Source organism: Arthrobacter sp. GW822-FHT05G07, from assembly GCF_058799755.1.
On the sequence record NZ_JBXALT010000007.1, the window covers coordinates 32,370 to 56,185 of the forward strand.

Below are 23,816 nucleotides of genomic sequence, written 5' to 3' on the forward strand. Positions count from 1 at the left end.
CGTGAGGAATTGGGGATTGCTTAGCCCGCAACTTTGTTGGTTAGTGGCTTGCCGTCCCTCAGTGCGGAGATGTTGGCTGTGACCAGCTTGGCCGACCCCTTGGGGCGGTTGCCTGCCACATGGGGAGTGATAATCAGGTTGGGGGCGCTCCAAAGTTTGGAATCGGCGGGCAGCGGCTCGTCCTTGGTGACGTCCAGGGCGGCCGCCCGCAGCCTGCCCTCTTCCAGTGCGGCAATCAAGGCCTCTTCGTCAACGGTGGCTCCACGGCCAACGTTCACGAAGACTGCGCTGGCCGGGAGGCTGCGGAGGATTTCTTCGTTCAGGGCATCCGCGGTGTCCTGAGTGGCCGGCAGGATGGAGACCAGGACGTCCGTGGTGCGCAGGACATCGGGGAATTCGTCCTCGGCCACCACCGGGAAGCCATGGCGCTCGCCCTTGGAGCTGGCGACGCCGGTGACCTTTGCACCCAGTGCGGCCAGCAGGGGAGCGAGCCGCCCGGCAATTGAACCGAAGCCCCAAATGGTGACCTTGGCGCCGTCGAGCGTGTAAAGGTGCTCAGTGTCAGGCACGGACTGGGCTGCGTTATATGCCTGGTTCCAGGACGAGGCCTTCTGGGACTCCATCAGCTGGTCCAGGCGGCGCACTGTGGCCAGAATCAGGGCAAGTGCGTGTTCGGCGACGGGGCCGTCGTGCAGTGAGCGGCCGGACGTGATGGCCACGTTGTCCGCGAAGCCCGCTGCCAGCACTGAATCCGGGCCCGCTGCGAGCGTCTGCGCCAACCTGAGGGCGGACATTTCCTTAGCGGCGTCGGACAAGTTCTCCGAGGTGTTCCGCCACACCACCAGCACCTCAGCGTCACGGTGTTCGCTGGGGACGGGCTTGTCCACCGCGTAAACCACCACATCGTCACCCGCGGCAACCAGATGGGCGAGGTCCAGTTCGATGGTGTCCGGGACGAGGATTTTCACGGGGGCTCCAAGGGTAAATGTGGCGGGTGTTTGCGCTCTCGAGGCTATCGCTTCACCAAGCTCGGAGAGGCTACTGCGATTCATCTCTAGCAATGTGACGACTGACACCCTATGGTTGTAGGACGTTCGACGTGGCACGTAACACAAGTAATCTCCACGTCGTCGTTTCGCATCCTCCCGCTCGAAGCAGTTTCGAAAGGACATCGGATTTGAGATCCTCTTCATCACCTCTCGCCCGCATCGCCGCCGTCGGCACCGTCAGCCTGGGCCTTCTGGCCGGCTTGGGCCTTCCCGCCACCGCTGCACCCATTCCGCCCAGCAACCCCGCGGCAGCTCCCGGTACATTCACCGAGGCCAACATCGGCGCTGACCGTACGGCCGCCAACTTCTTCTACCGGATTCCGGCCCTGACCTATCTGGGCAACAACGTGGTGCTCGCGGCCTGGGACGGGCGTCCGGGCTCGGCCGCGGATGCCCCCAACCCGAACTCGATCGTGCAGCGCCGCAGCACCGACGGCGGCCAGACGTGGGGACCCGTTACCGTCATCGCCGCGGGACATGTTGGCGATGCCAGCGGACCCAAATACGGATACAGCGACCCCTCCTACATTTACGATGCCGAAGCCGGCAAGGTCTTAGCCTTCTTCGTGTACTCCAAGGACCAGGGCTTCGGCGGCAGCCAATTCGGCAACAATGACGCCGACAGGACTGTGATCTCCTCGGCAGTTATCGAGTCCTCGGACGGCGGCGTCACGTGGAGCCAGCCCCGACTCATCACCAACGTCACCAAGCCGGGCACCAGCAAGACCAGCCCTGTTGCCGGCGATGTCAGGTCCAACTTCGCATCCTCCGGCGAAGGCATCCAGCTCAAGTACGGCCAATACAAGGGCCGCCTGATCCAGCAGTTCGCCGGCGATATCCGCCAGGCGGACGGCACCAACAAGATCCAGGCATACTCCGTTTACTCCGATGACCATGGCGCCACCTGGCACAAGGGCGCCAACGTCGGGGACCGCATGGATGAGAACAAAACCGTAGAACTTTCCGACGGCCGCGTGCTCCTGAACTCACGGGACAACGCCAACCAGGGCTACCGCAAGGTGGCCATTTCCACGGACGGTGGCGCCACATATGGCCCGGTCACGCAGGACACCGAACTCCCGGATCCCGCCAACAACGGCGCCATTGCGCGGATGTTCCCCAACGCTGCGCAGGGCTCGGCTGATGCCAAGAAGCTCATCTTCACCAACGCGAACTCCAAGACCGGCCGCGAAAACGTCTCGGCCAGGGTCTCCTGTGACGACGGCGCCACCTGGCCGGGCGTCCGCACCATCCGTTCGGGTTTCTCCGCCTACTCCACGGTCACCCGCCTGGAAAACGGTAAGTTCGGTGTGCTCTACGAGGGCAACTACACGGACAACATGCCGTTCGCGAAGTTCGACGACGCCTGGCTGAACTACGTCTGTGCCCCGCTGGCTGTCCCGGCTGTCACCACCGCGCCGGGGGCCACCCAGCAGGTGCCCGTGACTGTCACCAACCAGGAAGCCGCCACACTTTCGGGCGCCAGCGCCACCGTCTACACACCCAGCGGCTGGTCGGCCACCACGGTGCCGGTTCCCGACGTCGCCCCCGGCGCTTCGGTGACCGTCAACGTTGCCCTGACGGCACCGGCCAACGCCAGCGGTCCGCAGAACCTCAATGCAGCCTTCACGACGGCGAACGGCCGGGTTTCGCAGTTCACCTTCACCGCAACGGTGCCGGCAGCTCCGCAGGTAGGCCTCACCATTACCGGGACGGCACCCGCCCGCGATGTCGTGGCCAGCCCCTACCAGATGGGCGACGTTCTCAGCTACTCGCTCAACGTCAAGAGCACCGCCAACGTCACGGCCAATTCAGTACCGGTTTCCGGGACGTTCGACTCCGGGTTCCTGCCGCCGTCGGCCCCCAATTGCCGGTTCAACAATCTGGCCGCAGGTGCCAGCTACACCTGCACCACCGCCAAGCACGTGATCACGGCAGCCGACATCCAACGCGGCTATTTCGTGCCGGAGGCCAGCTTCAGCATCACGGCAAGCTCGACGCCGTCGCTGACCAAAACGGTACCGTTCACCGGCGCTGCGGTGGCCTTGCGTGACGGCCTGCTGACGGCCGATATCAGCGGGGCGCGCGCCGACGTCGGACGTGATCTGGCAACCCAGCCATACGCGGCCGGCGACCAGGTCCCATATGCCTTCACGGTGAAGAACACGAGTCCGCTGGTGGAGAAGGTGGTCCCCACAGCCGGTAACTTCAGCCCGTTCCTGCCGGAAGGGCCCGGCAACTGCCGCTACAGTGTGCTCCCGGCCGGCCAAAGCTACCAGTGTGCCACCCCGCGCCACACCGTGACCGCAGAAGAAGCCGAGCAGGGTTTCTTCATTCCGAAGACCACCTGGGAGGTCAGCTCGGCCGGTCAAAGCACCAAGACCATTACGGTGGACGGCGGCGAAGTGGACCTCAAGGTTCGCGAGCCCAAGCTGGAGGGAACCGTGTCTGCCGAGTGGAGCGACGCTGACGGCGACCGCTTCGCGAGCGTCGGCGATCCCGTGACGTACACGTACACGGTGGGCAACGCCGGGAACGTCGCAGTGACCGGATTGGAGGCGCCCGACGCCGGCATCTCGGCGGCCACGCTGCCTGCCGGTGACACCGTTACGGCTACACGAGAGCGTGTGCTGACAGCCGCGGACGTTGCTGCGGGGAGTTTGGGTGCTGTCTCGTTTGAAGCGACGGCCTGGAATGGTTCCCGGGCAGTTGCGGCCGCAGCCGGGAGTGACCCGCTGGCGCTCGCCGTTCAGCCAGCGCGTCCAGACTCTGTGCCGACACTGACTGTCCAGGAGTTGGGCACGCCGCCGACGGACCTCGGGACTGCGGATAAGTACCGCACGGGCCAGAAGGTAGTGCTCAAGGGCTTGGAGTACGGGAATTGGTACTACGTGTACTTGAATAAGACGGGCTACCGGCTCGGATGGATTTTCCCCACCACGGATAACGCAGTGGAGTTCATTCTTCCGTCGGACGTGAAGAACGGCCGGGATGACGCGGTGGTCCTGGACAAGGACGGCGGCCAAGTCTCCTTCGACCGCCTGCAGGTGACCCCCAAGGGCTAGCCATGTGGCTCGGAAGCAGGCGGCGGATCGCAGGACTCTCCTGCGGTCCGCCGTTTGTCATTCCATGACGAATCACCCTTGTTGTGACAAGACAAAAATCTTGAAATGTGCTGTATGTCATATTCGGCTATCACTAGGTACTCTGTGACTCGGCTGGTTGCGCGGCTTTGACAAGAACTGTCAAAGGTTCAACCAACTGAAAGTTGACAGGCCTGGGCGATGGAGCCCGGTCCTCCCTCAGTGAAAGGTGCAACCACTCGTGAAATCACAAGGAAAGAGCTTCGTCAGAAGCGGGGGACTCCGGAAGGCGGCGGCGATGGCCGTCGGCCTGCCGTTGCTGCTCTCGTCCATGGCGATGCCGGCCCAGGCCGCTCCCGCTCCGGAGGCGCCCGGGAATGTTGCAGGCGTGGCCAAGAAGAACCTTGACCCCGGCTCCTACAAGGACGGCCGTTACATGGTGGTCCTTGCCGAGAAGCCTGCAGCCACATACGACGGCGGCACGGCGGGCCTTGCGCCCACCAAACCCGAAGAGGGCAAGAAACTGGACGTCGACAGTGCCGAGGTGAAGCAATACCAGCAGCACCTCCAACAGAAGCAGCAGGAGGTCGCCCAGCAGGAAAACGTCACCATCAAGCGTGACTTCACCACTGCCGTTAACGGCTTCAGTGCCACCCTTACGGCAGACCAAGCAATCAACCTCGCCAAGGATCCCAAGGTCCTCATGGTGGCGCCGGATACGCAGTACGCTCCGGACTACTCCACTACCGACTTCCTCAAGCTCAGCGGCCCCAACGGAACCTGGGCTACGCAGTACGGCGGCCAGGACAACGCCGGCAAGGGCACCGTTGTTGGCGTGATCGACACCGGCTACACCCCGTCCAACCCGTTCTTCGCCGGTGAGCCCGTTGGTCCGCTGGTGGGCAACCCCCAGGTCGGCGTTCCCTACCGCACCGCCGACGGCAAGATCGCCATGCTCAAAGCCGACGGCGATACTTTCGTCGGCGAATGCCAGCCAGGTACCGATACCGGCGCGGATTACGACGGCAGCGCCTGCAACTCCAAGGTCCTCAGCACCCACTACTTCGCGGACGCCTTCCTCGAAACAGTTCCGCCGGAAAACCGTGCCCCGGAAGAAGTCATTTCACCCGTGGACGCGGACAGCCACGGCACCCACACAGCCAGCACGGCAGCGGGCAACGCCAACGTTGACGCCGTCGTAGATGGCCGCAGCTTCGGAACAACCAGCGGCATCGCACCCGCCGCCAAGCTCTCCGTATATAAGGTCTGCTGGGAAGACACCGATCCCGCCACCGGCGGCTGCTACGGCTCCGCTTCCGTGGATGCAATCGAACAAGCCATCCTGGACGGCGTGGATGTCCTGAACTACTCCATCTCCGGTTCAACCACGTCCACCACGGATCCTGTGTCGTTGGCATTCCTGTCAGCCGCTTCCGCAGGCATCTTCGTGGCAACCTCGGCCGGCAACTCCGGACCGACCGCCAGCACCGTGAACCATGGAGCGCCGTGGTTGACTACCGTAGCCGCCACCTCCTTCTCGCAAGAGCTCCAGGGCACTGTTGAGTTCTCCGATGGCAGCAAATTCCGCGGAGCGTCCATCATGAACCGCGAGGTGACCGGGGCCGGCGTCGTGCTTTCCACCAACGCCGCAAGCGGTGAAGGCAACGCGGCACTCTGCGCCCCGGGCTCGCTGGACCCGGCCAAGGTAGCCGGCAAGGTTGTTGTCTGTGACCGCGGCGTTGTTGACCGGACCGCCAAGAGCGCGGAGGTTCTGCGCGGGGGTGGCGTTGGCATGATCCTGGTGAACCTGACTGATTCATCGTTGGACACCGATAAGCACATTATTCCCACGGTCCACGTGAACCCGCCCGCCACCCAGACCATCAAGGACAAGGTCACGGCCAACCCGGCCATCACCGTGTCCCTGCTAAACCGGGACACCACGGGCCTGCCTGCTGAAGCGCAGCCGCAGATCGCCGGATTCTCCTCCCGCGGTCCGCTGCTCGCCACGGACTCGGACCTGTTGAAGCCTGACGTGTCCGCGCCGGGCGTCGCGATCCTCGCAGGCGTTTCGCCGATCGGAACCGGAGGGGACAACTTCGGCTTCCTCTCCGGAACGTCCATGGCTTCCCCGCACGTTGCCGGTTTCGGCGCGCTGATCCTGGCCAAGAACCCCCAGTGGTCCCCGGCCACCGTGAAGTCCGCCATGATGACCACCGCTGGTCCGGTCAAGCTGGCCAACGGCGCCGTCAACAAGGACGTTTTTGCCACCGGTGCCGGGCAGGTGGATCCTGCGAAGGTACTCTCACCGGGCCTCGTGTACGACGCCACCACCGAGGACTACCTGAAGTTCATCCAAGGCACAGGCATGGACCTGGGCATGGAAGGGCTGGGCACCACCCAGGCACGCGACATGAACGTACCTTCCTTCGCCCTGGGCAACCTGGCCGGCAAGATCGAGGTCACTCGTACCCTGACGGCATTGACTCCGGGAACATACCGGGCGTCAGTCAACGTCCCCGGTGTCAACGTCAAAGTCACACCGTCAGTCCTAACCTTCGGGGCTCCCGGCGAGAAGAAGACCTTCAAGGTTCAGTTCGAAAACAACAACGCTGCCCTGGGCAAGTTCGCCATGGGTTCGCTGAACTGGCAGGGTGCCAACAAGACCGTCACCTCGCCCATCGCAGTGCGGCCGCAGTCAGTCATCGCGGATAAGGCGTTGGCCTTCACCGGAACGGGCCCCAACGGCTCCGGAACCATCAACATCACCTCAGGCACCAACCTGCCGGTGGGTGTGACCATTGATGGTCTTTCCAAGGCCGATTCCTCTGCAGTCGAGCTGGTTCCGGGTCCGTTCGCGGGCGAGACCAATGCGTCCAACTATGTGAAGAAGGTCACCGTTGGTGAGGGCAGCGCCCTTGCTAAGTTCTCGGTCATCTCCTCCAACGAGGCCGCGGACTTCGACATGCTGGTGGTCACCCCGTCCGGTCAGCAACTGCCGGCCGCCACCGCCTCAGCAAGCGAAACCCTGTCCGTGCCCAACCCGGCAGCAGGCGACTACTACGTCTACGCCAACCTGTACGCGAGCCCCAACAACCAGGCCACCAAGGCAACTGTTGATGCCGCGGTCCTGGGCGCCAATCAGGGCAACGCCTCCGTGACGCCGAATCCGATCCGCCTCGCCAACGGCAAGACCGGTCAGATTTCGCTGAACTGGAAGAACCTTGAACCCGGTTCCTACATTGGTCGTCTGACCTTCGCAGGAACCAGCGAGCCGAGCTTCGTCACCGTCCTGGTCAACCCGGGCGGAGCCGTGGTGGTTCCTGATGAGGAAGACCCGAAGAAGGACAAGAAGGACAAGAAGCACCGCGGCAAGATCCGCGCTGACGAGCCGACGCAGAGCAACAACGCCGGCTGATCCCCTTTGAGTCGATAAACAGCAGTGGCCGGTGGGTGTTCCCGCCGGCCACTGCTGTTGTGCAGCCGGAAAGGGTGGCGCGAGCCGGGCTTAGCTTGCCCCGGTTGAGCCCCCTGTATTGCCCAACAAGGCAGCTAAGGTCTTCCAACGGGCGATCTCGCAACCATCGGTCCTGCTGAACTGGCTGTGAACTTTGCGTCCCCGGAACCAACCCTCCACCACAGCTACCTGCGGGCCGCCGTACTGCTGCGTGCAGATCCGGTCCGGACGGGGTTCCGGAAAGAAGATTTCCTCTCCGAACTGCTCGACGGCGGCCAGCGCGGCACGTGCGTCCGGCAAGTTCGAGTCCAGCGAGTCAGGGTCGGGCGAGAGGATGCCGGTGGCGGACCGGAGGAAAAACTCGTGGCTCTCAGCGCCAGGTGCCTCTGTCAGCGTGACTGTGAGGTCGACGTCGTACTCGCTCGTGCTTGTGTCGCTCGTGTTTGCGGAAACCATGGTTACCTTTCGCTGGTGGCGGCGGGTGCTCAGGCAGCCAAACCGCTCAGCTCGTCCAAGAGCGGCCCTACTGCCTGGAGCACGCGGGCCCGCAGCTCCTGGGATTCGGCCGCGAAAGCCCGCTGGTATTCAACGTACTCGGCCTTGCCCTGCGGTGTCTCAATCCTGATGGGCGGGTAGCCCCATTCCTCAAGATCGTAGGGAGATGCTTGCATGTCCATCGCGCGGATTCGCCAGGACAGTTCGAAGCAGTCCATCACCAGCTCACTCGGAAGCGCCGGCGTCAGCTTGTAGGCCCACTTATACAGGTCCATGTTGGCGTGCAGGCATCCCGGCTGCTCCATGCTGCGCTGGTTCTCGCGGGTGGGCGTGAGCTCATTCAGTGGGATGGCATCGGGTGTGTAGAAGCGGAAAGCGTCAAAGTGCGAGCAGCGGATGCGGTTCTCTTCAACAACTGCGTCCGTGCCATCGCCGCCGAGCCTCAGTTGCAGGTACTCGTGCCGCAGCTCAAACTTTTCCTGCCGGTACACCATGGCCCACTCGTGCAAGCCAAAGCAGCCAAACTGTGCCGGTCGCTTGGCCGTGCCCCCGAGGATGATTCCCGCAAAGCGGACAGCTTCGGCGCGATCGGTCATGAAGCTGCCCCGATCAAAGGTGACCGCCGGCGTGTCCGGGGCCAGCCCCACTGAGGCGAGCTCGCCGTCGTCGAGCGTTCTGTAGAACTTCCAAGCGACGCGCTCCAAGGCGCGTTCGCCGCTGAGGACCACGCCGTCGCCGGGATGCCAGCGGAGCAGCTGGCCCGGTTTCTGCGTGTAGTAGGTGAAGAGGAAGTCCTCCACGGGGTGTTTCTTGCCGGCCGAACGGCGGGCCAGATAGGGATCGGCGTAGCGAGCGACGCGCGCGTGATGGGCTGCCTCCAGCCCGAGCCACTGCGCTTGGGGGAGGTGCCGCAGCCTAGAGGCCGCCATCTGAACCGAGGACGCTCTTTGCGGCGTCCCATAAGCCGATCTGGCAGCCATCCGTGCGGTTGAAGGAAGCGCTGACCTCCTTGCCATCCACGGAGCCGGTTACCTTGGCCGTTGCCGGGCCGCCGTACTGCATGGTGCAGGCCTGATCCGTCCGGGTGGGGGCCGGGCTCAGGAGGGAGGGGCTGTTCTTGAGTGCAGTGCAGGCCTCGGCCGCCGAGGGGTGGCTGCTCTCAGCTGCCGGCGCGCCGTTTGTGCAGACGAGCGTGAACATCTGGGGTGCCGCTTCCGGAGTTTCAAGGAGCGTGATGGAGAGCTCCGCGTTCCCCTGTCCCGGCGCCGCCGAGGTGCTGGTGGGGGAGGCGCTTGGAGTTGCGGTGCTGCTTGGGCTGCTGGAGGTGGCCGACGACGACGGCGCCTGGGTTGCGCTTCCCGTAGTACCCGGGGTGGGGCTGCCTGAGCATGCGGCGAGTCCGGCGACGGCCAGTACTGCCAGTAAGGGCCGAACAAATCGCATGCGCATCTAATCTCCTAAGTTGCATCCATTTTACGTGGCAGTTCCGGTGCTCGTCTCAAGGAGACCACTGAGGCTGTGCGCTTGGCTAGGGGCAACGCTGCCGGGTTTGTCCGGTTCGCCTAGTTGTTCCGCTGGGTGGCGGCGATCAGCCCGGTCATGGCCTGGTGGAGTTCAGCTACTTCTTCGCGGCTGAGTTGCAGGCGCTCGCGGATCTCGCCCGGAACAGCGGTGGCCTGCTCGCGGAGTGCGGCACCTTTATCTGTCAGCTTCACGGCCAACGCCCGCTCGTTGCCGGGTACGCGCTCGCGGGTGATCAGCTCGGCTTCCTCCAAACGCCTCAGCAAAGGGGAGAGAGTGGCAGGCTCGTGGAGGAGGCTGTCGCTGATGTCTTTCAGGGTCCGGGGGCTTCGTTCCCAGAGGGCCAGCATTACCAAGTACTGGGGATGGGTGAGTCCAAGGCGCTCCAGCACAGGCTTGTAGACGCCAACAACACTGCGGGAGGCCACGGTCAGGGCGAAGCACAGCTGGCGTTCCAGAAGGAGGTCGTCCGTCTCGGGGGTGGACTCATCAACGGCTGTCATGGCTGCCTCCTGTGCTCGCTGCCTCATCTATTAGCGCACACCCGGCGATTAGTTAGTGCACTAATTATTAGCGTACTATGGACTCATTGAACCGCCTAAAAGAGGAGTCGATCCGCGTGGCCAAGGAATCCTTCACTCGGAAATTCATGCGCGCGACAGGGAAGTTCCGGATAATTTTCGGCCCCGCGCACAGCAGCTCCCTGGACCACGAGATGACCGACGCCAACCGGAAACTGCTCGCCCAGCGCCAGGCTGAGACGCAGCAATGGGAAACCCTCCGCCGGCCCGACGGCAGCACCTATGTGGTGCCACGCAACCCGGAGGACAAGTCGCTGCGGTAAACCCGTCTCAGCGGGGGATTTCGGCGTTGGTTGAAGCGCCAAGAGCTACGGAAAAGTCCCGGGCAACCTTCGCGGCCAGCACCCCCGCTTGATCCAAATGCCGTCCAAACCGCTGCTTGGGCGCGCTGACATTGAAGGCTGCAACGACGCGTTGCTTGAAGTCGTAGACGGGTGCCGAGACGCCCACTACGCCCAGTTCGAATTCTTCGTCCACCACCGCATAACCCTGCCGTCGGATGAGGTTGATCTCGGCGCGAAGGTCCTCGAACGTTTGGATCTTGGACGTGAGGTCCCCTGTTAACGGGCTTTGGCCCGCTTGAAGCGCCAAGGGCGAAAGGTCCTGCCGATCAGGCCGAACCCCGGCCTTGGCTTCGGCGGTATGCGTGTCATACCAATCCTTCAGGGCGGCGTCGTCCCAGTCGCTGACGAGTACCCTGCCGGCTGATGTGCTCCAGGCGTCCACGCTGACACCTTCCCAGCCCAGCGCCCTATAGGTGTGATTGGACATTTCACTCTTGAGGGTCAGGACGGTGCCGCCGCGCAGCACGCAAAGGTGCGTTGTTTCGTGAGTAGCCGCCGACACCCGCTTGAGGTATTGTGCCGATGCGCTGACCATGCGAGCCTCGGTGGTCCGGGCAGCCAAGGCGTAGAGGCTGTGCCCGAGAGTGTAGAGCAGGCTCTCCGGGTCCCTGCTGACCAAGCCCGCTTCCGCCAGTGTGGCAAGTGTCCGGGACACTTGGGCTTTGTCCCGCCCGGTGATCTCGGCAACCTTGTTTACTCCGAGCCCCCCTCCGGCCACGGCCTCCGGGGAGCCCAGGATCTCCAGCAGTTCCAAATCCCTGCGGAGGCCCGAGGAATTGCGCCTGGGGATGGGTGTTCCGTTCACGGCTGGCTCCTTGGTTGTTCCGGTCACGCTCCGATCCTAACCCTCATGGCGTTGACATTTCAACAACATTCATTGCGCAAAAGGGAACGCCCCCTCTACGGTTGTGTCATGGCTCACGGAGATGTGGGCCCCGATCCTTACCCCCAATGAAGTGAAAAGGAGGATCACGTTGAACGACACCCTTCTGTCCGACCTTGGACAGTTCCTCGTCAAGAGATCGGCAGACATTGCCGAATCCGCCGCCCAGCACCTGGTGGTTGTCTTGGTTTCCCTGCTGATAGCAACGGTCATCGGTGTGGGGGTCGGTGTCCTTGTGTGGAACAGGCCCATCAGCCGCTCGATGGCCATCGCCGGGGCCGGTGTTGGCCTGACCATTCCGTCCATGGCGCTCCTGGCACTCCTTATCCCCGTGCTGGGACTCGGCTGGACTCCCACCGTTGTGGGTCTGGCCTTCTACGCGCTGCTCCCCATCATCCGCAACACGGTGGTGGGGCTGCGCGAAGTACCGCCGGCAGTGTCCGAATCCGCATTGGGCATGGGGATGGGCACCGTGAAGACCCTGTTCCGGGTCCAGCTGCCCATGGCTTGGCCGGTAGTGCTCACCGGAGTCCGTGTTTCGGCCCAACTGTCCATGGGTATCGCAGCCATCGCTGCTTATGTGGGTGGTCCCGGTCTGGGCGAAATGATCTTCAAAGGCCTGTCGAGCCTGGGGTCCAAGAACGCCCTGAACTTCGCCGTCGTCGGAACCGTCGGTGTCATTGTCCTTGCCCTGCTGCTGGATGGCGCGTTCGTGCTCATCCGCCGCGTTACTACCTCAAGGGGACTTCGTGTCTGAATCAACAACCCCGGCCGCCGGCGCCCGGATCGTCCTCAAGGACGTCACCAAGACCTACCCCGGTCAGGTGATTCCCGCCGTCGAATCCTTCTCCATGGACATCGCACCAGGCGAACTGATCATGTTCGTTGGTCCGTCCGGCTGCGGCAAGACCACCACTATGAAGATGATCAACCGGATCATCGAACCGAGCTCGGGCTCCATCACCATCGACGGTGAGGACGTCCTGTCCCTGAACCCCAACGAGCTGCGCCGTCGGATCGGCTACGTCATCCAGCAGATCGGCCTGTTCCCGCATATGACCATCGCGGAGAACATCTCGGTGGTGCCCAAGCTCCTGGGCTGGGACAAGAAGCGCACGCGGGACCGCGTCGAAGAGCTGCTGGCCGTCGTCGAGCTTGACCCCAAAACGTTCGCCTCCCGCTACCCGCGCCAACTGTCCGGCGGGCAGCAACAGCGTGTTGGCGTTGCGCGGGCCTTGGCCGCGGATCCGCCCGTGATGCTCATGGACGAACCCTTCGGTGCCACGGATCCCATCACCCGGGAAAAGCTGCAAAGTGAATTCCTGCGCCTGCAGGAGAAACTGAGCAAGACCATCGTGTTCGTCACGCACGACTTCGATGAAGCGGTTCGGCTCGGCGACAGGATCGCGGTGCTGTCCGAACGAAGCCAGATCGAGCAGTTCGACACCCCCGCGAACATCCTGGCCAATCCCGCCAACGATTATGTGTCCCAGTTCGTAGGACACGGTGCCGCCCTAAAGCGGCTGGGACTCATCCCTGTGGGCCATGCGGCGCTGGGTCCGGCCGGGGGACAAACCGCCATGACCATAGGTGTGGACGACTCCCTGCGGGACGCGCTGGATGCCTTGGTGCTGTCCGGTGGCCTTCCCGTATCGGTCCTGGACCGGAACGGCAGTTCTGTGGGAACCATCGACATCGAACGAATCTCCGCTGTCCTCGGCGCCGAAATTCTCCCGCCAGCCCTTGCCGGGGGAGTGCGGCCATGACTGCGCAGGCAACGCGGGATCTGGCCACGTCCTTCGGCACCGCCTCAAACCGCAAAGGCAAGTACTTCTCCTTCAAACGGTTCGGAACACCGCTGATCATCGTGGGCGCATTGCTGGCATTGCTCCTCTGGATCTCCTCGCTGACGCTCGATTCCATTGAGTTGCGCACCCTGAACTGGGACTACCTTGCCGATCGGACCAGGGAACACCTCCTGCTGACCGTCACGGCGTCCGCGATCGTGTCCCTGATTGCCATCCCGGCAGGTATTGCCCTGAGCAGGGTGCATTCCAAGGCTGTCCACGCAGTGGTGTTCGGGATTGCCAACGTGGGGCAGGCAACACCCGCCATCGGCTTGGTGATCCTGCTGGCCATCGTGTGGAAGACAGGCTTTGAAGTGGCACTGGTAGGCCTGGTTGCCTACTCGGTCCTTCCTGTCCTCCGGAACACCCTGGTGGGACTCCAACAGGTTGACTCCAGCCTCACGGAAGCGGCCAAGGGCATGGGCATGCGTCCGCTGGAAGTGCTGGCCCGCATCGAGCTCCCTTTGGCCGTGCCGGTGATCATTGCCGGACTTCGGACCGCGCTGGTGTTCTGCGTCGGCGTCGCCACAGTGGCCACATTCATCAACGCCGGCGGCCTGGGCGACATGATCGTCAACGGCCTGAAACTCCAGCGCTGGCCCGTCCTCATCACCGGAGCCGTGGTGGTCTCCTGCATCGCCCTCACCATCGACTGGCTGGCAGGCCTCGCTGAAGACCTGCTCAAGCCCAAAGGCATCTGACTTTTCCTACTTCCCCAAGGACTTTCATCATGAAAAAATCCGCAATGACCCTCCTGGCCACCGGCGTCGCCGTGGCCCTCAGCCTCACAGCCTGCGGCGGCTCGGCCTCCTCCACGTCAAGCGGAGCCGGAAGCAACGAACTCGAAGGCCTCACCGGCGTGTTCGGTGCCAAGGACTTCTCCGAGCAGTTCATCCTGTCCCACATCACCAGCCAGGTCCTGAACGCCCACGGCGCAGACACCACCACCAACACCAGCGTGGTGGGCTCGGCCAACGTCCGCACGGCTTTCGAGACCGGCCAGTTCGCCGGCTACTGGGAGTACACCGGAACGTCCTGGATCACCTACAACAAGCAGACCACGCCTATCAAGGACAAAACGGAGATGTTCAAGGCCGTGAAGGATGCCGATGCCAAGAAGGGCATTGCCTGGCTGGACCCCGCACCGCTGAACAACACCTACGCATTCGCCGTTCGCGAGGATAAGGCCAAGGAACTCGGCATCAAGAGCCTCTCGGACGTGGCCAAGCTTCCCGCCAGCGAGCAGACCTTCTGCGTGGAGAGTGAGTTTTCAACCCGCGACGACGGCTGGCCGGGACTGCGCAAAGAGTACGGTCTGAGCCCCGACGCCAAGGTCTCCATGCTTGACACCGGCGTCATCTACACCGCCACCCAGAAGGGCCAGGACTGCAACTTCGGCGAAGTCTTCGAAACGGACGGCCGCATTCCCGCGCTGAAGCTTCAGGTCATGGAAGACGACAAGAACTTCTTCCCGATTTACCAAGGTGCCCTCACTGTCAAGGCCGACATCCTCGCCAAGTACCCGGCCATCACGGACATTATGGCCAAGGTCTCCCCGAAGCTCACCACCGAGGTCATGCAGCAGCTGAACGCCAAGGCTGACGTGGATGGCGAAGACCCGGAAGACATTGCCAAGGAATGGCTCGAATCCGAAGGACTGATCTGAAAATGACTGAACAGCTTCAAATCGGCGAGTCCTTCATTGGGGACGGCGTCAACGCAGCGCACGTCAACACCGTACTGGGACACCGGAGCGGCCCCGCTGGAACCGCGTGGGCCACGGCTTTGGCATCACCGAGTGCCGGCCACGTTCCGTTCGTCGCCGTCCTCCGGCCCTCGCTTCCCGTGAAGCCGCTGACGCTCTTCGTCACCAAGGCGGCGGCGTCCAACGACCAGCACGGCAACCTCATTTGGGGTGCAGCGCAGGCCGGCATCGCCGCAGGCGTGGCAGACGCTGTGGCCGACGGCATCCTCACGGACGAACAGGCCGATTCGCACGCGCTGATCGCCGCGGTGTGGGTGAACCCCAACGCCGACGACGACGACGCCGTCTACCGCAATAACCGTGAGTCAGTCCGGACTGCTTTGGAGAACGGGGTCAAGAACCTTCCCTCCACGGCAGAAGTGATCGAGGCACGCAACTCCCCGTCCAACCCCTTCTTCACCCCGCGAGGCTGACAGCAATGAAGATCACCGCAATCCGGCTGACCCGCATGGTCCTGCCCCTGGACCCGCCGTTCAACGCCGCTTGGGATCCTGAACCCCGCACATCATTCCCGGCAACTTTGGTGGAGGTGGAAACTGACGAAGGCATCACCGGCGTAGGCTCCGGCGACACGATGGATGGCTTCGAGGCCTATGAGCACCTGTTCATCGGGACCGACCCTATGGCCATCCTCAACCAGGTCCGCAGGATCGAAACCATCAACTTCCACGGCGGCCGCTACTGGCCACTCGAAGCGGCGCTGTGGGACATCATCGGCAAAGTTGCCGGACTCCCGGTAGCTACTCTCTTCGGCGGAGCCCAGGATCGCCTGGTGGCCTACGCTTCCTCCGGCGAACTGAAGGCGCCCGCAGCGAGGGCCGAGTCTGCACTCGCGGCGAAGGAGCGCGGCTTCAAAGCCATGAAGATCCGTATTTCCCGGGACCACCTGGACCAAGGCGTGGAGTCCGTCCGCGCTGCCAGGGAAGCCGTGGGCAAAGACTTCGACCTGATGGTGGACCTCAACCAGATGTGGCGCATGAGCGGCGACATCGAACCGGCCCTGGAACTTGCCAAAGTCCACCGACTCGCAGCCCAGCTGGCTGAACTGGATGTCCGCTGGCTCGAGGAACCACTTCCGCAGGCCGATATCAAGGGCGCACAGCGCGTGCGTGAGCAGACCGGCATCCAGGTCTCGGGAGGCGAGATGGTCCGCAGCATGCCGGAAATGATGGCCCTCATCGAAGCCGACGCCTACGACATCTACCAGCCCGACGTCGCCCTGGCAGTTGGCATGTACCGCGCCCGCCAAGTGGCCGAAACGGCAAACCTGAAGCACCGCTTCTTCACACCGCACACGTGGAGCAATGGTTTGGGCTTGCTGGCCAACCTGCACGTAGCCGCAGGCGTGGACGCGGGGCCATACTTGGAATTCCCCTATGACCCGCCGGGCTGGACCCCCGAGCGCCGCGACTTCTTCATGGAGCCCCTGGACATCGACGACGACGGTGCACTCCGCGTGCCCGACCTTCCGGGCCTGGGCGCCGTCATCGACTACGACGCCGTCAAGAAGTACTCGGTCTAAGGAGCCCGCCATGGCAACAACGAAGAACGACTGGATCGAGCGGGCGGCAGCCCAGCAGCCAGCCACGGGACTGTATATCGACGGCGGTTTCCGCTCCGCGCGCAGCGGTGAAACATTCCCCACTGTCTCGCCGAGAGACGGCTCCATCACGGCTCACGTGGCGGCAGCGGGGGATCAGGACGTGGACGATGCCGTCCGGTCCGCGCACCGTACTTTCGAAAGCGGCGTGTGGTCGAGGACCGATCGCCGCCACCGGCAAACAGTCCTGACCAGGCTCTCGGACCTGATCCTGGAAAACCTCGAGGAACTCGCGCTCCTGGAGTCCACGGATGCCGGGCACCCCATCAGCGACGCACTCGCCGTTGACGTGCCCAGCTGCGCACGGACCTTCCGCTGGTACGCGGAAGCCCTGGACAAGGTCTACGACGACGTCGCACCCACTCCGCGCAACGCCCTCGCGGTCATTTCCCGCGAGGCACTCGGTGTGATCGGCGCAGTGGTTCCGTGGAACTATCCACTGATCATCACTGCCTGGAAAGTAGCTCCCGCCCTCGCCGCCGGAAACTCCGTGGTCCTCAAGCCCTCGGAGCAGACCAGCCTGACTGCGTTGCGCCTGGCCGAACTCGCCACTGAGGCGGGCGTGCCGGATGGCGTATTCAACGTCGTCCCCGGCCTCGGCCACGTTGCGGGTGCTGCCTTGGGGCGGCATGACCTCGTGGACAAGATCACCTTCACGGGCTCACCGGAGGTTGGGCGGTACTTCCAACGCTACGCCTCCGAATCCAATGGCAAGCAGGTGGCGCTGGAGCTCGGTGGCAAGTCGCCGCAGGTGGTTCTTCACGACGTCGGAGACATCGCAGCCTGCGCTTCGGCTGTGGCCTGGGGGATCTTCTACAACGCCGGGCAGACCTGCCACGGAGGTTCCCGACTCCTGGTGGACGAACGCGTCCACGACGAATTGATCGAAGAAGTCATCAAGGTGGGGCGCTCGCTGCAGCTCGGCGACCCGCTGGATCCTGCCACCCAGATCGGGGCGATTATTGATGACCGGCAGCTTGAGAGCATCCTCGGCTACTACGCCGTCGCAGAAGGCGAGGGCATCGCGGTGGCCAGCGGCGGCACCCAAGTCCACCCTGCCGGCGTCGAACATGGCTACTACCTGGAACCCACGGTCCTGGACCGGGTCAACAACGCCGGCCGCATCGGCCAGGAAGAGATCTTCGGGCCGGTACTGGCAGTATCGACGTTCCGTGGCGCTGCGGAGGGCATCCGGATGGCCAACGACACCAAGTACGGGCTGGCTGCCAGCGTGTGGACGCAGGACATCACCAAGGCGCACACAGCCGCGCGTGAACTCCGCGCCGGCACCGTCTGGGTGAACACCTTCGACGTCGCGGACATCATTACGCCCTTTGGCGGTTTTAAGGAATCCGGGTTCGGCAGGGACCGTTCCCTGCACGCCCTGGACGCCTACTCCGCACTGAAAACAACCTGGATCAACCTGGGCGACGCTGCCCTGGACGACTGAACCACCCAGCCTGAATTGAGACTCGATATGACTGCAACAACGCACGTTTCCGCCACGGAAACACAACCCCTCACGCCCGGAACCGCCCGCATCGGCTTCATCGGCCTCGGCAACATGGGCTCGGGCATGACGCGCAACCTCCAAGCCGCGGGCTTTCACCTGGTGGTCAACGATGTCCGCAAGGAATCCGCGGCCGCACTCCTAGCGAACGGAGCAGAGTGGGCGGAGGACGCAGCGGCAGTCGCCGCCGGCTCCGACGTCGTCATCACCATGCTCCCCACGCCCAAGCACGTGGAGACGGTGGCCATGGGGCCCGGCGGCATCCTTGCCGGGATGCCCGACGGCGGCACCTGGGTGGACATGTCCACCTCGGTTCCGGAGGTGGCCAACAGGGTTCGCGAGGCGGGCTCAGTCCGCGGCATCCGCGTCCTTGACGCACCCGTCAGCGGCATGTCCGTAGGCGCTGCGAACGGCATGCTGCAGATCTTTGTCGGTGGCGAGCCTGCCGACGTCGAACGTCTTCGTCCCGTGTTCGAAGCTATGGGCGATCCTGAACGGATACTGCACGTGGGCGGCCATGGCGCCGGCTACGCGGTGAAGCTCATGATCAACCAGCTGTGGTTCTCGCACCTGGTGGCCACCGCGGAGGTCCTGAGCACAGGCGTCAAGGCGGGTGTGGACCTGGAAGTCCTGAGGCAGGCGCTCATCGCCAGCCCGGCGAACTCCAACTTCGTCCAAAACGATGTCCTGTCCATCCTCAACCACGGCGACTACGACGAAGGCTTCGCGATCGCCTTGGCCTGCAAAGACCTTGGCTTGTCCGTGGACCTGGCCCGTTCCGTTGGAGTTCCCATGGAGTTGTCCGGCTTGGTGGAGCAGCTCTACCGCCGGGCCAAGGCTCTTTACGGCGACAAGGCCGGGGAGATGACCCCGGTAAAACTTTACGAAGACGCTATCGGCATGCAGTTGCGGACGCCCGTGCAGGCCTCCGGCAGCGCCACGGAAGGAGCTTGACCATCATGCAGACACGTATGCAGATCCACGCTGAACTGGCCTCCACGGAGCTGACGCTGGATCCGAAGCCCACCGCCTACTTTGGGCGGGGCCGCGTGGTTGAGATTGGAGGGATTGTCGCTGCCCTCGGCGCGAAATCCGCCCTGATTGTCACGGACCCTTTCCTTGCCACCACAGACGTCGTAGCGGCCGTGCGGGAGTCCCTGGAAGCAGCCGGGCTCTCCGTCAGCGTGTTTGACGGCGTCACGCCCAACCCGACCACCACGTGCGTGGATGCGGGTTCGGACCAGGCCGCGGCATCCGGAGTCGATGTACTGGTGCCTGTTGGCGGGGGATCGTCCATGGACGCAGCAAAGGGCATCTCGCTGGGTGCCGTGAACCCGGCCCGGGGAGCGGGACTGGACTACAGCAACCACTTTGAGAACCCGGCGCTGCCTATTGTTGCCGTGCCCACCACCGCCGGCACCGGTGCGGAGGTCAACGCGTTCGGGGTGGTCACGGACGTGGATGCACACCGAAAGTTCTACGTCGGCCACGAATCGGCGCTACCCAAGGCCGCGGTCCTGGATCCTGAGCTGACCCTTGGGCTCCCGCCGAAGGCTACCGCGGCCACCGGTATGGATGCGCTCACGCACGCCATTGAGTCCTACTCGTCCATCCGGCAGAACCCGTACTCGGACGGCATTGCCCTTCAGGTGGTTTCCATGGTGGCCGAGTTCCTGCCCCGCGCAGTGGCCGACGGCAGTGACATCGAGGCGCGTTCGCAGCTGCTCCTGGCCTCGCACATTGCGGGCGTTGGCTTCTCCCACACCGGTCTGGGCCTGGTGCACGCCATCGCCCACCCGCTGGGCGGCCGTTTCAACATCCCGCATGGCCTGGCGCTGTGCCTGGTGATCGAGGACGTCCTTCGCCTCAACCTCCGCAACCGGCTTGACCGGACCGCGCGGCTCGCCTTCGCGCTGGGTGTCGGAGACACTGCGGCCACGGTCGAACAGAACGCGGATGCCGCCGTCGAGGCTGTTGCCACGCTGGCGCGGGAGGTGGGCATGACAGCCCGACTTACCGACTTCGGCGTGACTGAAGCCGACCTCGACTCCCTCGTGGAGGACACCTTGGCGGACTCGGTCATCAACAACACCCCGGTGCCGCCCACCGCCGTCGAAATCCGCACGATCCTCGAGAAAGCGCTCTAAGTGGAAAACACCTTGACTTTTGATACGTCCGCTCTGACAGGCGCCGAGCGGGCGTTCGTTGAGTCCCTGCCCACGCAGCTTTACATCGACGGCCAGTGGACAGACGCGTCCGACGGCGGGACGTCCGTTGTTGAGGACCCCTCCACGGGCGCTGTGCTCACCAGGATCGCTGACGCGACTCCCGCTGACGGCCACCGTGCGTTGGAAGCTGCTGCCCGCGTCCAGGAATCCTGGGCGGCAACCCCGCCTCGCGAGCGTGGCGAGATTCTTCGCCGCGCCTTCGAGCTGGTCACGGCCCGGGCAGAGGACTTCGCACTGGCGATGACCCTCGAGATGGGCAAGCCGTTGGCCGAGTCCCGGGGCGAAGTGGCGTACGGTGCCGAGTTCCTGCGCTGGTTCTCCGAGGAAGCGGTGCGGGTTTCGGGCCGCTACTCCACGGCACCGGACGGCAAGTCCCGTCTGCTCGTGACCAAGCGCCCGGTGGGCCCGTGCCTGTTCATCACCCCGTGGAATTTCCCGTTGGCCATGGCCACGCGGAAGATCGCCCCGGCCATTGCCGCCGGCTGCACCATGGTCCTCAAACCGGCCAACCTTACTCCGTTGACTGCCTTGTTGTTCACTCGGGTCCTGGAGGAAGCAGGCCTTCCGGCGGGCGTCCTGAACGTCATTCCCACCACCCGCCCGGGCGACGTCACGGGGCCGCTCATCCGGGACAGTCGCCTCCGGAAGCTCTCGTTCACCGGATCAACCGGCGTGGGGCAGCAGCTCATCGCTGACTCTGCGCAGCAAGTGCTCCGGACTTCCATGGAACTGGGCGGCAACGCGCCGTTCCTGGTCTTCGAGGATGCGGACCTGGATGCAGCGATTGATGGCGCCATGGTGGCCAAGCTCCGGAACATGGGGGAGGCCTGCACAGCGGCGAACCGGTTCATTGTCCACGAATCGCTGGCGTCAGAGTTCAGCCATCGGTTGGCGGAACGCATGTCCTCCCTCCGGCTCGGACGCGGGTCCGCGGATGGCACCAACATCGGGCCGCTCATTGATGCCAAGAGTCGCGCGAAGGTGGACGAACTGGTGACTGATGCCGTTGACGGCGGCGCGACAGTTTTGACTGGTGGGGCTCCAGCGGACGGGGAGGGCTACTTCTACCCGCCCACCGTGCTGACGAACGTTCCCGCCTCAGCCCGGATCCTGCATGAGGAGGTGTTCGGTCCTGTGGCACCCGTGGTCAGTTTCTCCACTGAGGATGAAGCGGTCGCTTTGGCGAACGACACCGAGTACGGCCTGGTGGCCTACGCCTACACGCGGGACCTCAACCGCGGTATCCGGCTGTCCGAGAAAGTGGACGTGGGCATGTTCGGACTCAACACAGGCATCGTGTCCAACCCGGCGGCGCCGTTTGGCGGTGTGAAGCAATCCGGCCTTGGCCGCGAAGGTGGCACCGAGGGCATCGAGGAGTTCCTGGAGACCCGCTACATCGGTATCGCGGACCCCTCCTGATGCTTCGTTTACTTGTCACGGGCGGCACCAGCGGGATCGGTGCCGCCCTGGTCAGGGATTCCCTGCAGGCCGGGCATTCGGTGTTCACCACGGGCCGTGACCCTGCGAAACTCGCAGCGTTCCTTGAGACATGCTCCGGCCTTGGTCATGTTGGTGGTGTGGTGGCAGATGCCGGCGACTGGGAGCAGACCCGGGATGCCGTTTCCGCAGCGCATGAGTTCCTTGGCGGCATCGACGTCGCCGTGGCAAACGCCGGGTTCTCCGCGGCCGGTGATCTCTCCGACGGCGACCCGGACCAATGGCGGCACATGGTCCTCACCAACGTCTACGGCCCCGCAATCCTGGCCAAGGCCGCCCTGCCGCAACTCCTGGAGAACCGTGGACACATGGTACTGATCGGCAGCACGGCAGGGAGGAAGGTATATCCCGGAAATCTGTACACCGCCACCAAATGGGCCGTGACCGGGTATGCGGAGTCACTTCGCCAACAGTTGGTGGGGACAGGAGTGCGGGTGCTCCACATCGCGCCGGGCCATGTGGACACCCCGCTGTGGAAAGAAGCACCGGATGCTCTCATCCCGCCCGAGTCCGTGGCTGGGACCATGCTGTGGGCTCTGACCCAGCCACCCGGCGTCGACGTTTCAGAAGTCATGGTCCGGGCGACCGGCCAGGCGTTCTAGCCCCGCCTCAGGCCGCGCCTTTTTCCCTCAGCGGGCGTAAAATTGCCTCACTGATTGGCACTCGCTTTTTCTCTCTCCGGTAGGGAAGGAGGTGGAAAACATGGGACGCAGAATGGAAGGCTTCGTCCATGTGACCGAGCGGCTGCAGTCCGTTTTTGGACCGGCAACCCACGGCGATACGGACGGCCCTGTGGTGCACAAGCACGATGATTTCGAGACCGCTTCCGAGGCGGATCTGAAGAACTTCGACGTCGAGACCGACTCTGAGGGCCATCACTACGCAGTCCGGAACAATGATCCCGGGCCAACCAGCACCGACTACAGCCTTTAAAAAGGCGTGAGATGCCGAAGGGCCGGACCGCGAACTCCGGCCCTTCCTTACGTGAAGACCGGCACGGCGCCTTGACCCTGATTCCCTTACCGTGCCACTGTTGAGCAACTAATCAGCATGCTTATTATGTGAGTAGTACGGTAAATGCTGGTCTACAGAGGGGGCCTTCCATGAGTTTCCAAGATGATGCAGCAAGCGTACCGAACAGCTCCGCCCGTCCGGATCGAGGTAGTTCCGAGCGCCGGAAACCAGTAACCCCGACGCCCTCGTCAGGCCACGACAGGCCAACCCGCACCGCCGCCCTGTGGGTGGCAGTAGCCGTTGGTTTGGTGGTCCTGGTGATGCTCATCGTGTTCTTCGTCCAAAACCAGGACATGATCACGGTCCGGTTCTTTGGGCTGGAGGGGACGCTCGCACTCGGCACCACGCTGTTCATAGCGGCTGTAGGTGGCGGCGTGCTGGTGGCGCTCGCAGGAGGCGCCCGCATCCTTCAGCTGAGGATGAGCAACCACCGCCGCAAAAAGGCCGTTGGTGGGCCGGGCGTGGCCCCTTAGACCTGTTAATTGCGGAAGGACCGGAGCGCTTGCTCCGGTCCTTCCGCAATTAAATCCCGACGGCGGCACTCCCTGACGATGTTAAGTCCGCCGGGGTGTTGTGTCGTCTTAGCCTTCGCAGTCAGTGCAGTAGGCGACGCCATCTTTTTCGCGTGCGATCTGCGAGCGGTGGCGGACCAGGAAGCAGGAGTGACAAGTGAACTCGTCGTTTGCCTGCGGAATGACCTGGATGACCAGTTCTTCGGCGACGATTTCGCCGCCGGGGCCGTTGGCGTCGAGGCCATCGGTTTCGTCCAGTTCAAGCACGACACTCTTGGCCGTGGGAGCGCTGGCGGACTGGAGAGCCTGGAGGGACTGCTCCTGGTTCTCTTTTACATCGGTACGGAGTTCGTCGTAATCGGCTGCCACTTTTTAATGCCTCTTCGTGTTAGGGGGTTACCGGGTATGCAACGTACAGCATGCCACGAAA

23 protein-coding genes are annotated in these 23,816 nt (G+C 63.7%); 16 read left to right on the top strand and 7 right to left on the bottom strand.

Annotated elements, in window-relative coordinates; genetic code table 11:
- Nucleotides 1–20 precede the first annotated feature (20 nt).
- Complete coding sequence (locus AC1RJY_RS13025; protein WP_498602455.1) at nucleotides 21–968, bottom strand: phosphoglycerate dehydrogenase; 948 nt, start codon at nucleotides 966–968, stop codon at nucleotides 21–23.
- 209 nt (nucleotides 969–1,177) lie between these two features.
- Between AC1RJY_RS13025 and AC1RJY_RS13030 the strand changes: the two genes are divergently transcribed.
- Both AC1RJY_RS13030 and AC1RJY_RS13035 read left to right on the top strand, forming a co-directional pair.
- Nucleotides 1,178–4,114 (top strand): exo-alpha-sialidase, encoded by a 2,937-nt coding sequence (locus AC1RJY_RS13030; RefSeq protein WP_498602456.1) that lies wholly within the window; start codon nucleotides 1,178–1,180, stop codon nucleotides 4,112–4,114.
- 316 nt (nucleotides 4,115–4,430) lie between these two features.
- A complete protein-coding gene (locus AC1RJY_RS13035; RefSeq protein WP_498602584.1) occupies nucleotides 4,431–7,550 on the top strand; it encodes a S8 family serine peptidase in 3,120 nt (1,039 codons plus the stop codon).
- A 90-nt stretch (nucleotides 7,551–7,640) separates the two neighbouring features.
- Here AC1RJY_RS13035 and AC1RJY_RS13040 read toward each other — a convergent pair whose 3' ends face one another.
- The 4 genes from AC1RJY_RS13040 to AC1RJY_RS13055 all read right to left on the bottom strand — a co-directional run bounded on the left by AC1RJY_RS13040 (nucleotide 7,641) and on the right by AC1RJY_RS13055 (nucleotide 10,108).
- The gene (locus AC1RJY_RS13040; RefSeq protein ID WP_011773392.1) at nucleotides 7,641–8,045 is read right to left on the bottom strand and encodes a serine protease inhibitor; all 405 of its coding nucleotides are present in this window, start codon (nucleotides 8,043–8,045) and stop codon (nucleotides 7,641–7,643) included.
- Nucleotides 8,046–8,074: 29 nt separating this feature from the next.
- Nucleotides 8,075–9,013: a 3-methyladenine DNA glycosylase gene (locus AC1RJY_RS13045; protein WP_210064717.1), complete on the bottom strand. Its 939-nt coding sequence runs from the start codon at nucleotides 9,011–9,013 to the stop codon at nucleotides 8,075–8,077.
- Nucleotides 9,000–9,533 carry an SSI family serine proteinase inhibitor gene (locus AC1RJY_RS13050; RefSeq protein ID WP_498602457.1) on the bottom strand — a complete coding sequence of 178 codons (534 nt, stop codon included), beginning with the start codon at nucleotides 9,531–9,533 and terminating at the stop codon, nucleotides 9,000–9,002. The genes AC1RJY_RS13045 and AC1RJY_RS13050 overlap by 14 nt, the downstream gene beginning before the upstream one ends.
- A 113-nt stretch (nucleotides 9,534–9,646) precedes the next feature.
- On the bottom strand, nucleotides 9,647–10,108 hold the full coding sequence (locus AC1RJY_RS13055; protein ID WP_011773395.1) for a MarR family winged helix-turn-helix transcriptional regulator: 462 nt from the start codon (nucleotides 10,106–10,108) through the stop codon (nucleotides 9,647–9,649).
- 116 nt (nucleotides 10,109–10,224) lie between these two features.
- Between AC1RJY_RS13055 and AC1RJY_RS13060 the strand changes: the two genes are divergently transcribed.
- Nucleotides 10,225–10,449, top strand: coding sequence for a hypothetical protein (locus AC1RJY_RS13060; protein ID WP_011773396.1), 225 nt, complete (start codon nucleotides 10,225–10,227; stop codon nucleotides 10,447–10,449).
- 7 nt (nucleotides 10,450–10,456) lie between these two features.
- On the opposite strand, the gene AC1RJY_RS13065 is transcribed toward AC1RJY_RS13060, so the two are convergent.
- On the bottom strand, nucleotides 10,457–11,362 hold the full coding sequence (locus tag AC1RJY_RS13065) for an IclR family transcriptional regulator (protein WP_498602458.1): 906 nt from the start codon (nucleotides 11,360–11,362) through the stop codon (nucleotides 10,457–10,459).
- Between the two features lie 94 nt (nucleotides 11,363–11,456).
- Between AC1RJY_RS13065 and AC1RJY_RS13070 the strand changes: the two genes are divergently transcribed.
- The 13 genes from AC1RJY_RS13070 to AC1RJY_RS13130 all read left to right on the top strand — a co-directional run bounded on the left by AC1RJY_RS13070 (nucleotide 11,457) and on the right by AC1RJY_RS13130 (nucleotide 23,347).
- Nucleotides 11,457–12,170, top strand: a complete 714-nt coding sequence (locus AC1RJY_RS13070) for an ABC transporter permease (protein ID WP_498602585.1) — start codon at nucleotides 11,457–11,459, stop codon at nucleotides 12,168–12,170.
- A complete protein-coding gene (locus tag AC1RJY_RS13075) occupies nucleotides 12,163–13,179 on the top strand; it encodes an ABC transporter ATP-binding protein (protein ID WP_011773398.1) in 1,017 nt (338 codons plus the stop codon). The genes AC1RJY_RS13070 and AC1RJY_RS13075 overlap by 8 nt, the downstream gene beginning before the upstream one ends.
- Complete coding sequence (locus tag AC1RJY_RS13080) at nucleotides 13,176–13,961, top strand: ABC transporter permease (protein ID WP_498602460.1); 786 nt, start codon at nucleotides 13,176–13,178, stop codon at nucleotides 13,959–13,961. Before AC1RJY_RS13075 ends, AC1RJY_RS13080 begins: the two co-directional genes overlap by 4 nt.
- Before the next feature lie 29 nt (nucleotides 13,962–13,990).
- Nucleotides 13,991–14,926 (top strand): glycine betaine ABC transporter substrate-binding protein, encoded by a 936-nt coding sequence (locus AC1RJY_RS13085; RefSeq protein ID WP_498602461.1) that lies wholly within the window; start codon nucleotides 13,991–13,993, stop codon nucleotides 14,924–14,926.
- 2 nt (nucleotides 14,927–14,928) lie between these two features.
- Complete coding sequence (gene fae / locus AC1RJY_RS13090) at nucleotides 14,929–15,438, top strand: formaldehyde-activating enzyme (RefSeq protein ID WP_498602462.1); 510 nt, start codon at nucleotides 14,929–14,931, stop codon at nucleotides 15,436–15,438.
- 5 nt (nucleotides 15,439–15,443) lie between these two features.
- Entirely contained in the window at nucleotides 15,444–16,547 is a 1,104-nt protein-coding gene (locus tag AC1RJY_RS13095; protein ID WP_011773402.1) for a mandelate racemase/muconate lactonizing enzyme family protein, read from the top strand.
- Between the two features lie 10 nt (nucleotides 16,548–16,557).
- Nucleotides 16,558–18,075 carry an aldehyde dehydrogenase gene (locus tag AC1RJY_RS13100; RefSeq protein ID WP_011773403.1) on the top strand — a complete coding sequence of 506 codons (1,518 nt, stop codon included), beginning with the start codon at nucleotides 16,558–16,560 and terminating at the stop codon, nucleotides 18,073–18,075.
- Nucleotides 18,076–18,102: 27 nt separating this feature from the next.
- Nucleotides 18,103–19,089, top strand: a complete 987-nt coding sequence (locus AC1RJY_RS13105) for an NAD(P)-dependent oxidoreductase (protein ID WP_014920691.1) — start codon at nucleotides 18,103–18,105, stop codon at nucleotides 19,087–19,089.
- A gap of 5 nt (nucleotides 19,090–19,094) precedes the next feature.
- A complete protein-coding gene (locus AC1RJY_RS13110; protein WP_498602463.1) occupies nucleotides 19,095–20,282 on the top strand; it encodes an iron-containing alcohol dehydrogenase family protein in 1,188 nt (395 codons plus the stop codon).
- Between the two features lie 12 nt (nucleotides 20,283–20,294).
- Nucleotides 20,295–21,782: an NAD-dependent succinate-semialdehyde dehydrogenase gene (locus AC1RJY_RS13115; RefSeq protein WP_498602464.1), complete on the top strand. Its 1,488-nt coding sequence runs from the start codon at nucleotides 20,295–20,297 to the stop codon at nucleotides 21,780–21,782.
- Nucleotides 21,782–22,462, top strand: a complete 681-nt coding sequence (locus AC1RJY_RS13120) for an SDR family oxidoreductase (protein WP_498602465.1) — start codon at nucleotides 21,782–21,784, stop codon at nucleotides 22,460–22,462. Before AC1RJY_RS13115 ends, AC1RJY_RS13120 begins: the two co-directional genes overlap by 1 nt.
- Nucleotides 22,463–22,562: 100 nt before the next feature.
- On the top strand, nucleotides 22,563–22,793 hold the full coding sequence (locus AC1RJY_RS13125) for a hypothetical protein (protein WP_011773408.1): 231 nt from the start codon (nucleotides 22,563–22,565) through the stop codon (nucleotides 22,791–22,793).
- Between the two features lie 170 nt (nucleotides 22,794–22,963).
- Nucleotides 22,964–23,347, top strand: coding sequence for a LapA family protein (locus AC1RJY_RS13130; protein ID WP_011773409.1), 384 nt, complete (start codon nucleotides 22,964–22,966; stop codon nucleotides 23,345–23,347).
- A 108-nt stretch (nucleotides 23,348–23,455) separates the two neighbouring features.
- Here the strand turns inward: AC1RJY_RS13130 and AC1RJY_RS13135 are convergent, their stop codons facing one another.
- The gene (locus AC1RJY_RS13135; protein WP_011773410.1) at nucleotides 23,456–23,755 is read right to left on the bottom strand and encodes a DUF4193 domain-containing protein; all 300 of its coding nucleotides are present in this window, start codon (nucleotides 23,753–23,755) and stop codon (nucleotides 23,456–23,458) included.
- Nucleotides 23,756–23,816: the final 61 nt, after the last annotated feature.

Excerpts from the sequence above, each read along its gene's own strand:
- AC1RJY_RS13110 (WP_498602463.1), top strand. The coding sequence starts at position 19,095 with ATGCAGACACGTATGCAGATCCACGCTGAACTGGCCTCCACGGAGCTG.
- AC1RJY_RS13095 (WP_011773402.1), top strand. The coding sequence starts at position 15,444 with ATGAAGATCACCGCAATCCGGCTGACCCGCATGGTCCTGCCCCTGGAC.
- AC1RJY_RS13040 (WP_011773392.1), bottom strand. The coding sequence starts at position 8,045 with ATGGTTTCCGCAAACACGAGCGACACAAGCACGAGCGAGTACGACGTC.
- AC1RJY_RS13070 (WP_498602585.1), top strand. The coding sequence starts at position 11,457 with ATGTGGGCCCCGATCCTTACCCCCAATGAAGTGAAAAGGAGGATCACG.
- AC1RJY_RS13080 (WP_498602460.1), top strand. The coding sequence starts at position 13,176 with ATGACTGCGCAGGCAACGCGGGATCTGGCCACGTCCTTCGGCACCGCC.
- AC1RJY_RS13100 (WP_011773403.1), top strand. The coding sequence starts at position 16,558 with ATGGCAACAACGAAGAACGACTGGATCGAGCGGGCGGCAGCCCAGCAG.
- AC1RJY_RS13130 (WP_011773409.1), top strand. The coding sequence starts at position 22,964 with ATGAGTTTCCAAGATGATGCAGCAAGCGTACCGAACAGCTCCGCCCGT.
- AC1RJY_RS13120 (WP_498602465.1), top strand. The coding sequence starts at position 21,782 with ATGCTTCGTTTACTTGTCACGGGCGGCACCAGCGGGATCGGTGCCGCC.
- AC1RJY_RS13105 (WP_014920691.1), top strand. The coding sequence starts at position 18,103 with ATGACTGCAACAACGCACGTTTCCGCCACGGAAACACAACCCCTCACG.
- AC1RJY_RS13085 (WP_498602461.1), top strand. The coding sequence starts at position 13,991 with ATGAAAAAATCCGCAATGACCCTCCTGGCCACCGGCGTCGCCGTGGCC.
- AC1RJY_RS13055 (WP_011773395.1), bottom strand. The coding sequence starts at position 10,108 with ATGACAGCCGTTGATGAGTCCACCCCCGAGACGGACGACCTCCTTCTG.
- fae (WP_498602462.1), top strand. The coding sequence starts at position 14,929 with ATGACTGAACAGCTTCAAATCGGCGAGTCCTTCATTGGGGACGGCGTC.
- AC1RJY_RS13045 (WP_210064717.1), bottom strand. The coding sequence starts at position 9,013 with ATGGCGGCCTCTAGGCTGCGGCACCTCCCCCAAGCGCAGTGGCTCGGG.
- AC1RJY_RS13050 (WP_498602457.1), bottom strand. The coding sequence starts at position 9,533 with ATGCGCATGCGATTTGTTCGGCCCTTACTGGCAGTACTGGCCGTCGCC.
- AC1RJY_RS13125 (WP_011773408.1), top strand. The coding sequence starts at position 22,563 with ATGGGACGCAGAATGGAAGGCTTCGTCCATGTGACCGAGCGGCTGCAG.
- AC1RJY_RS13035 (WP_498602584.1), top strand. The coding sequence starts at position 4,431 with ATGGCCGTCGGCCTGCCGTTGCTGCTCTCGTCCATGGCGATGCCGGCC.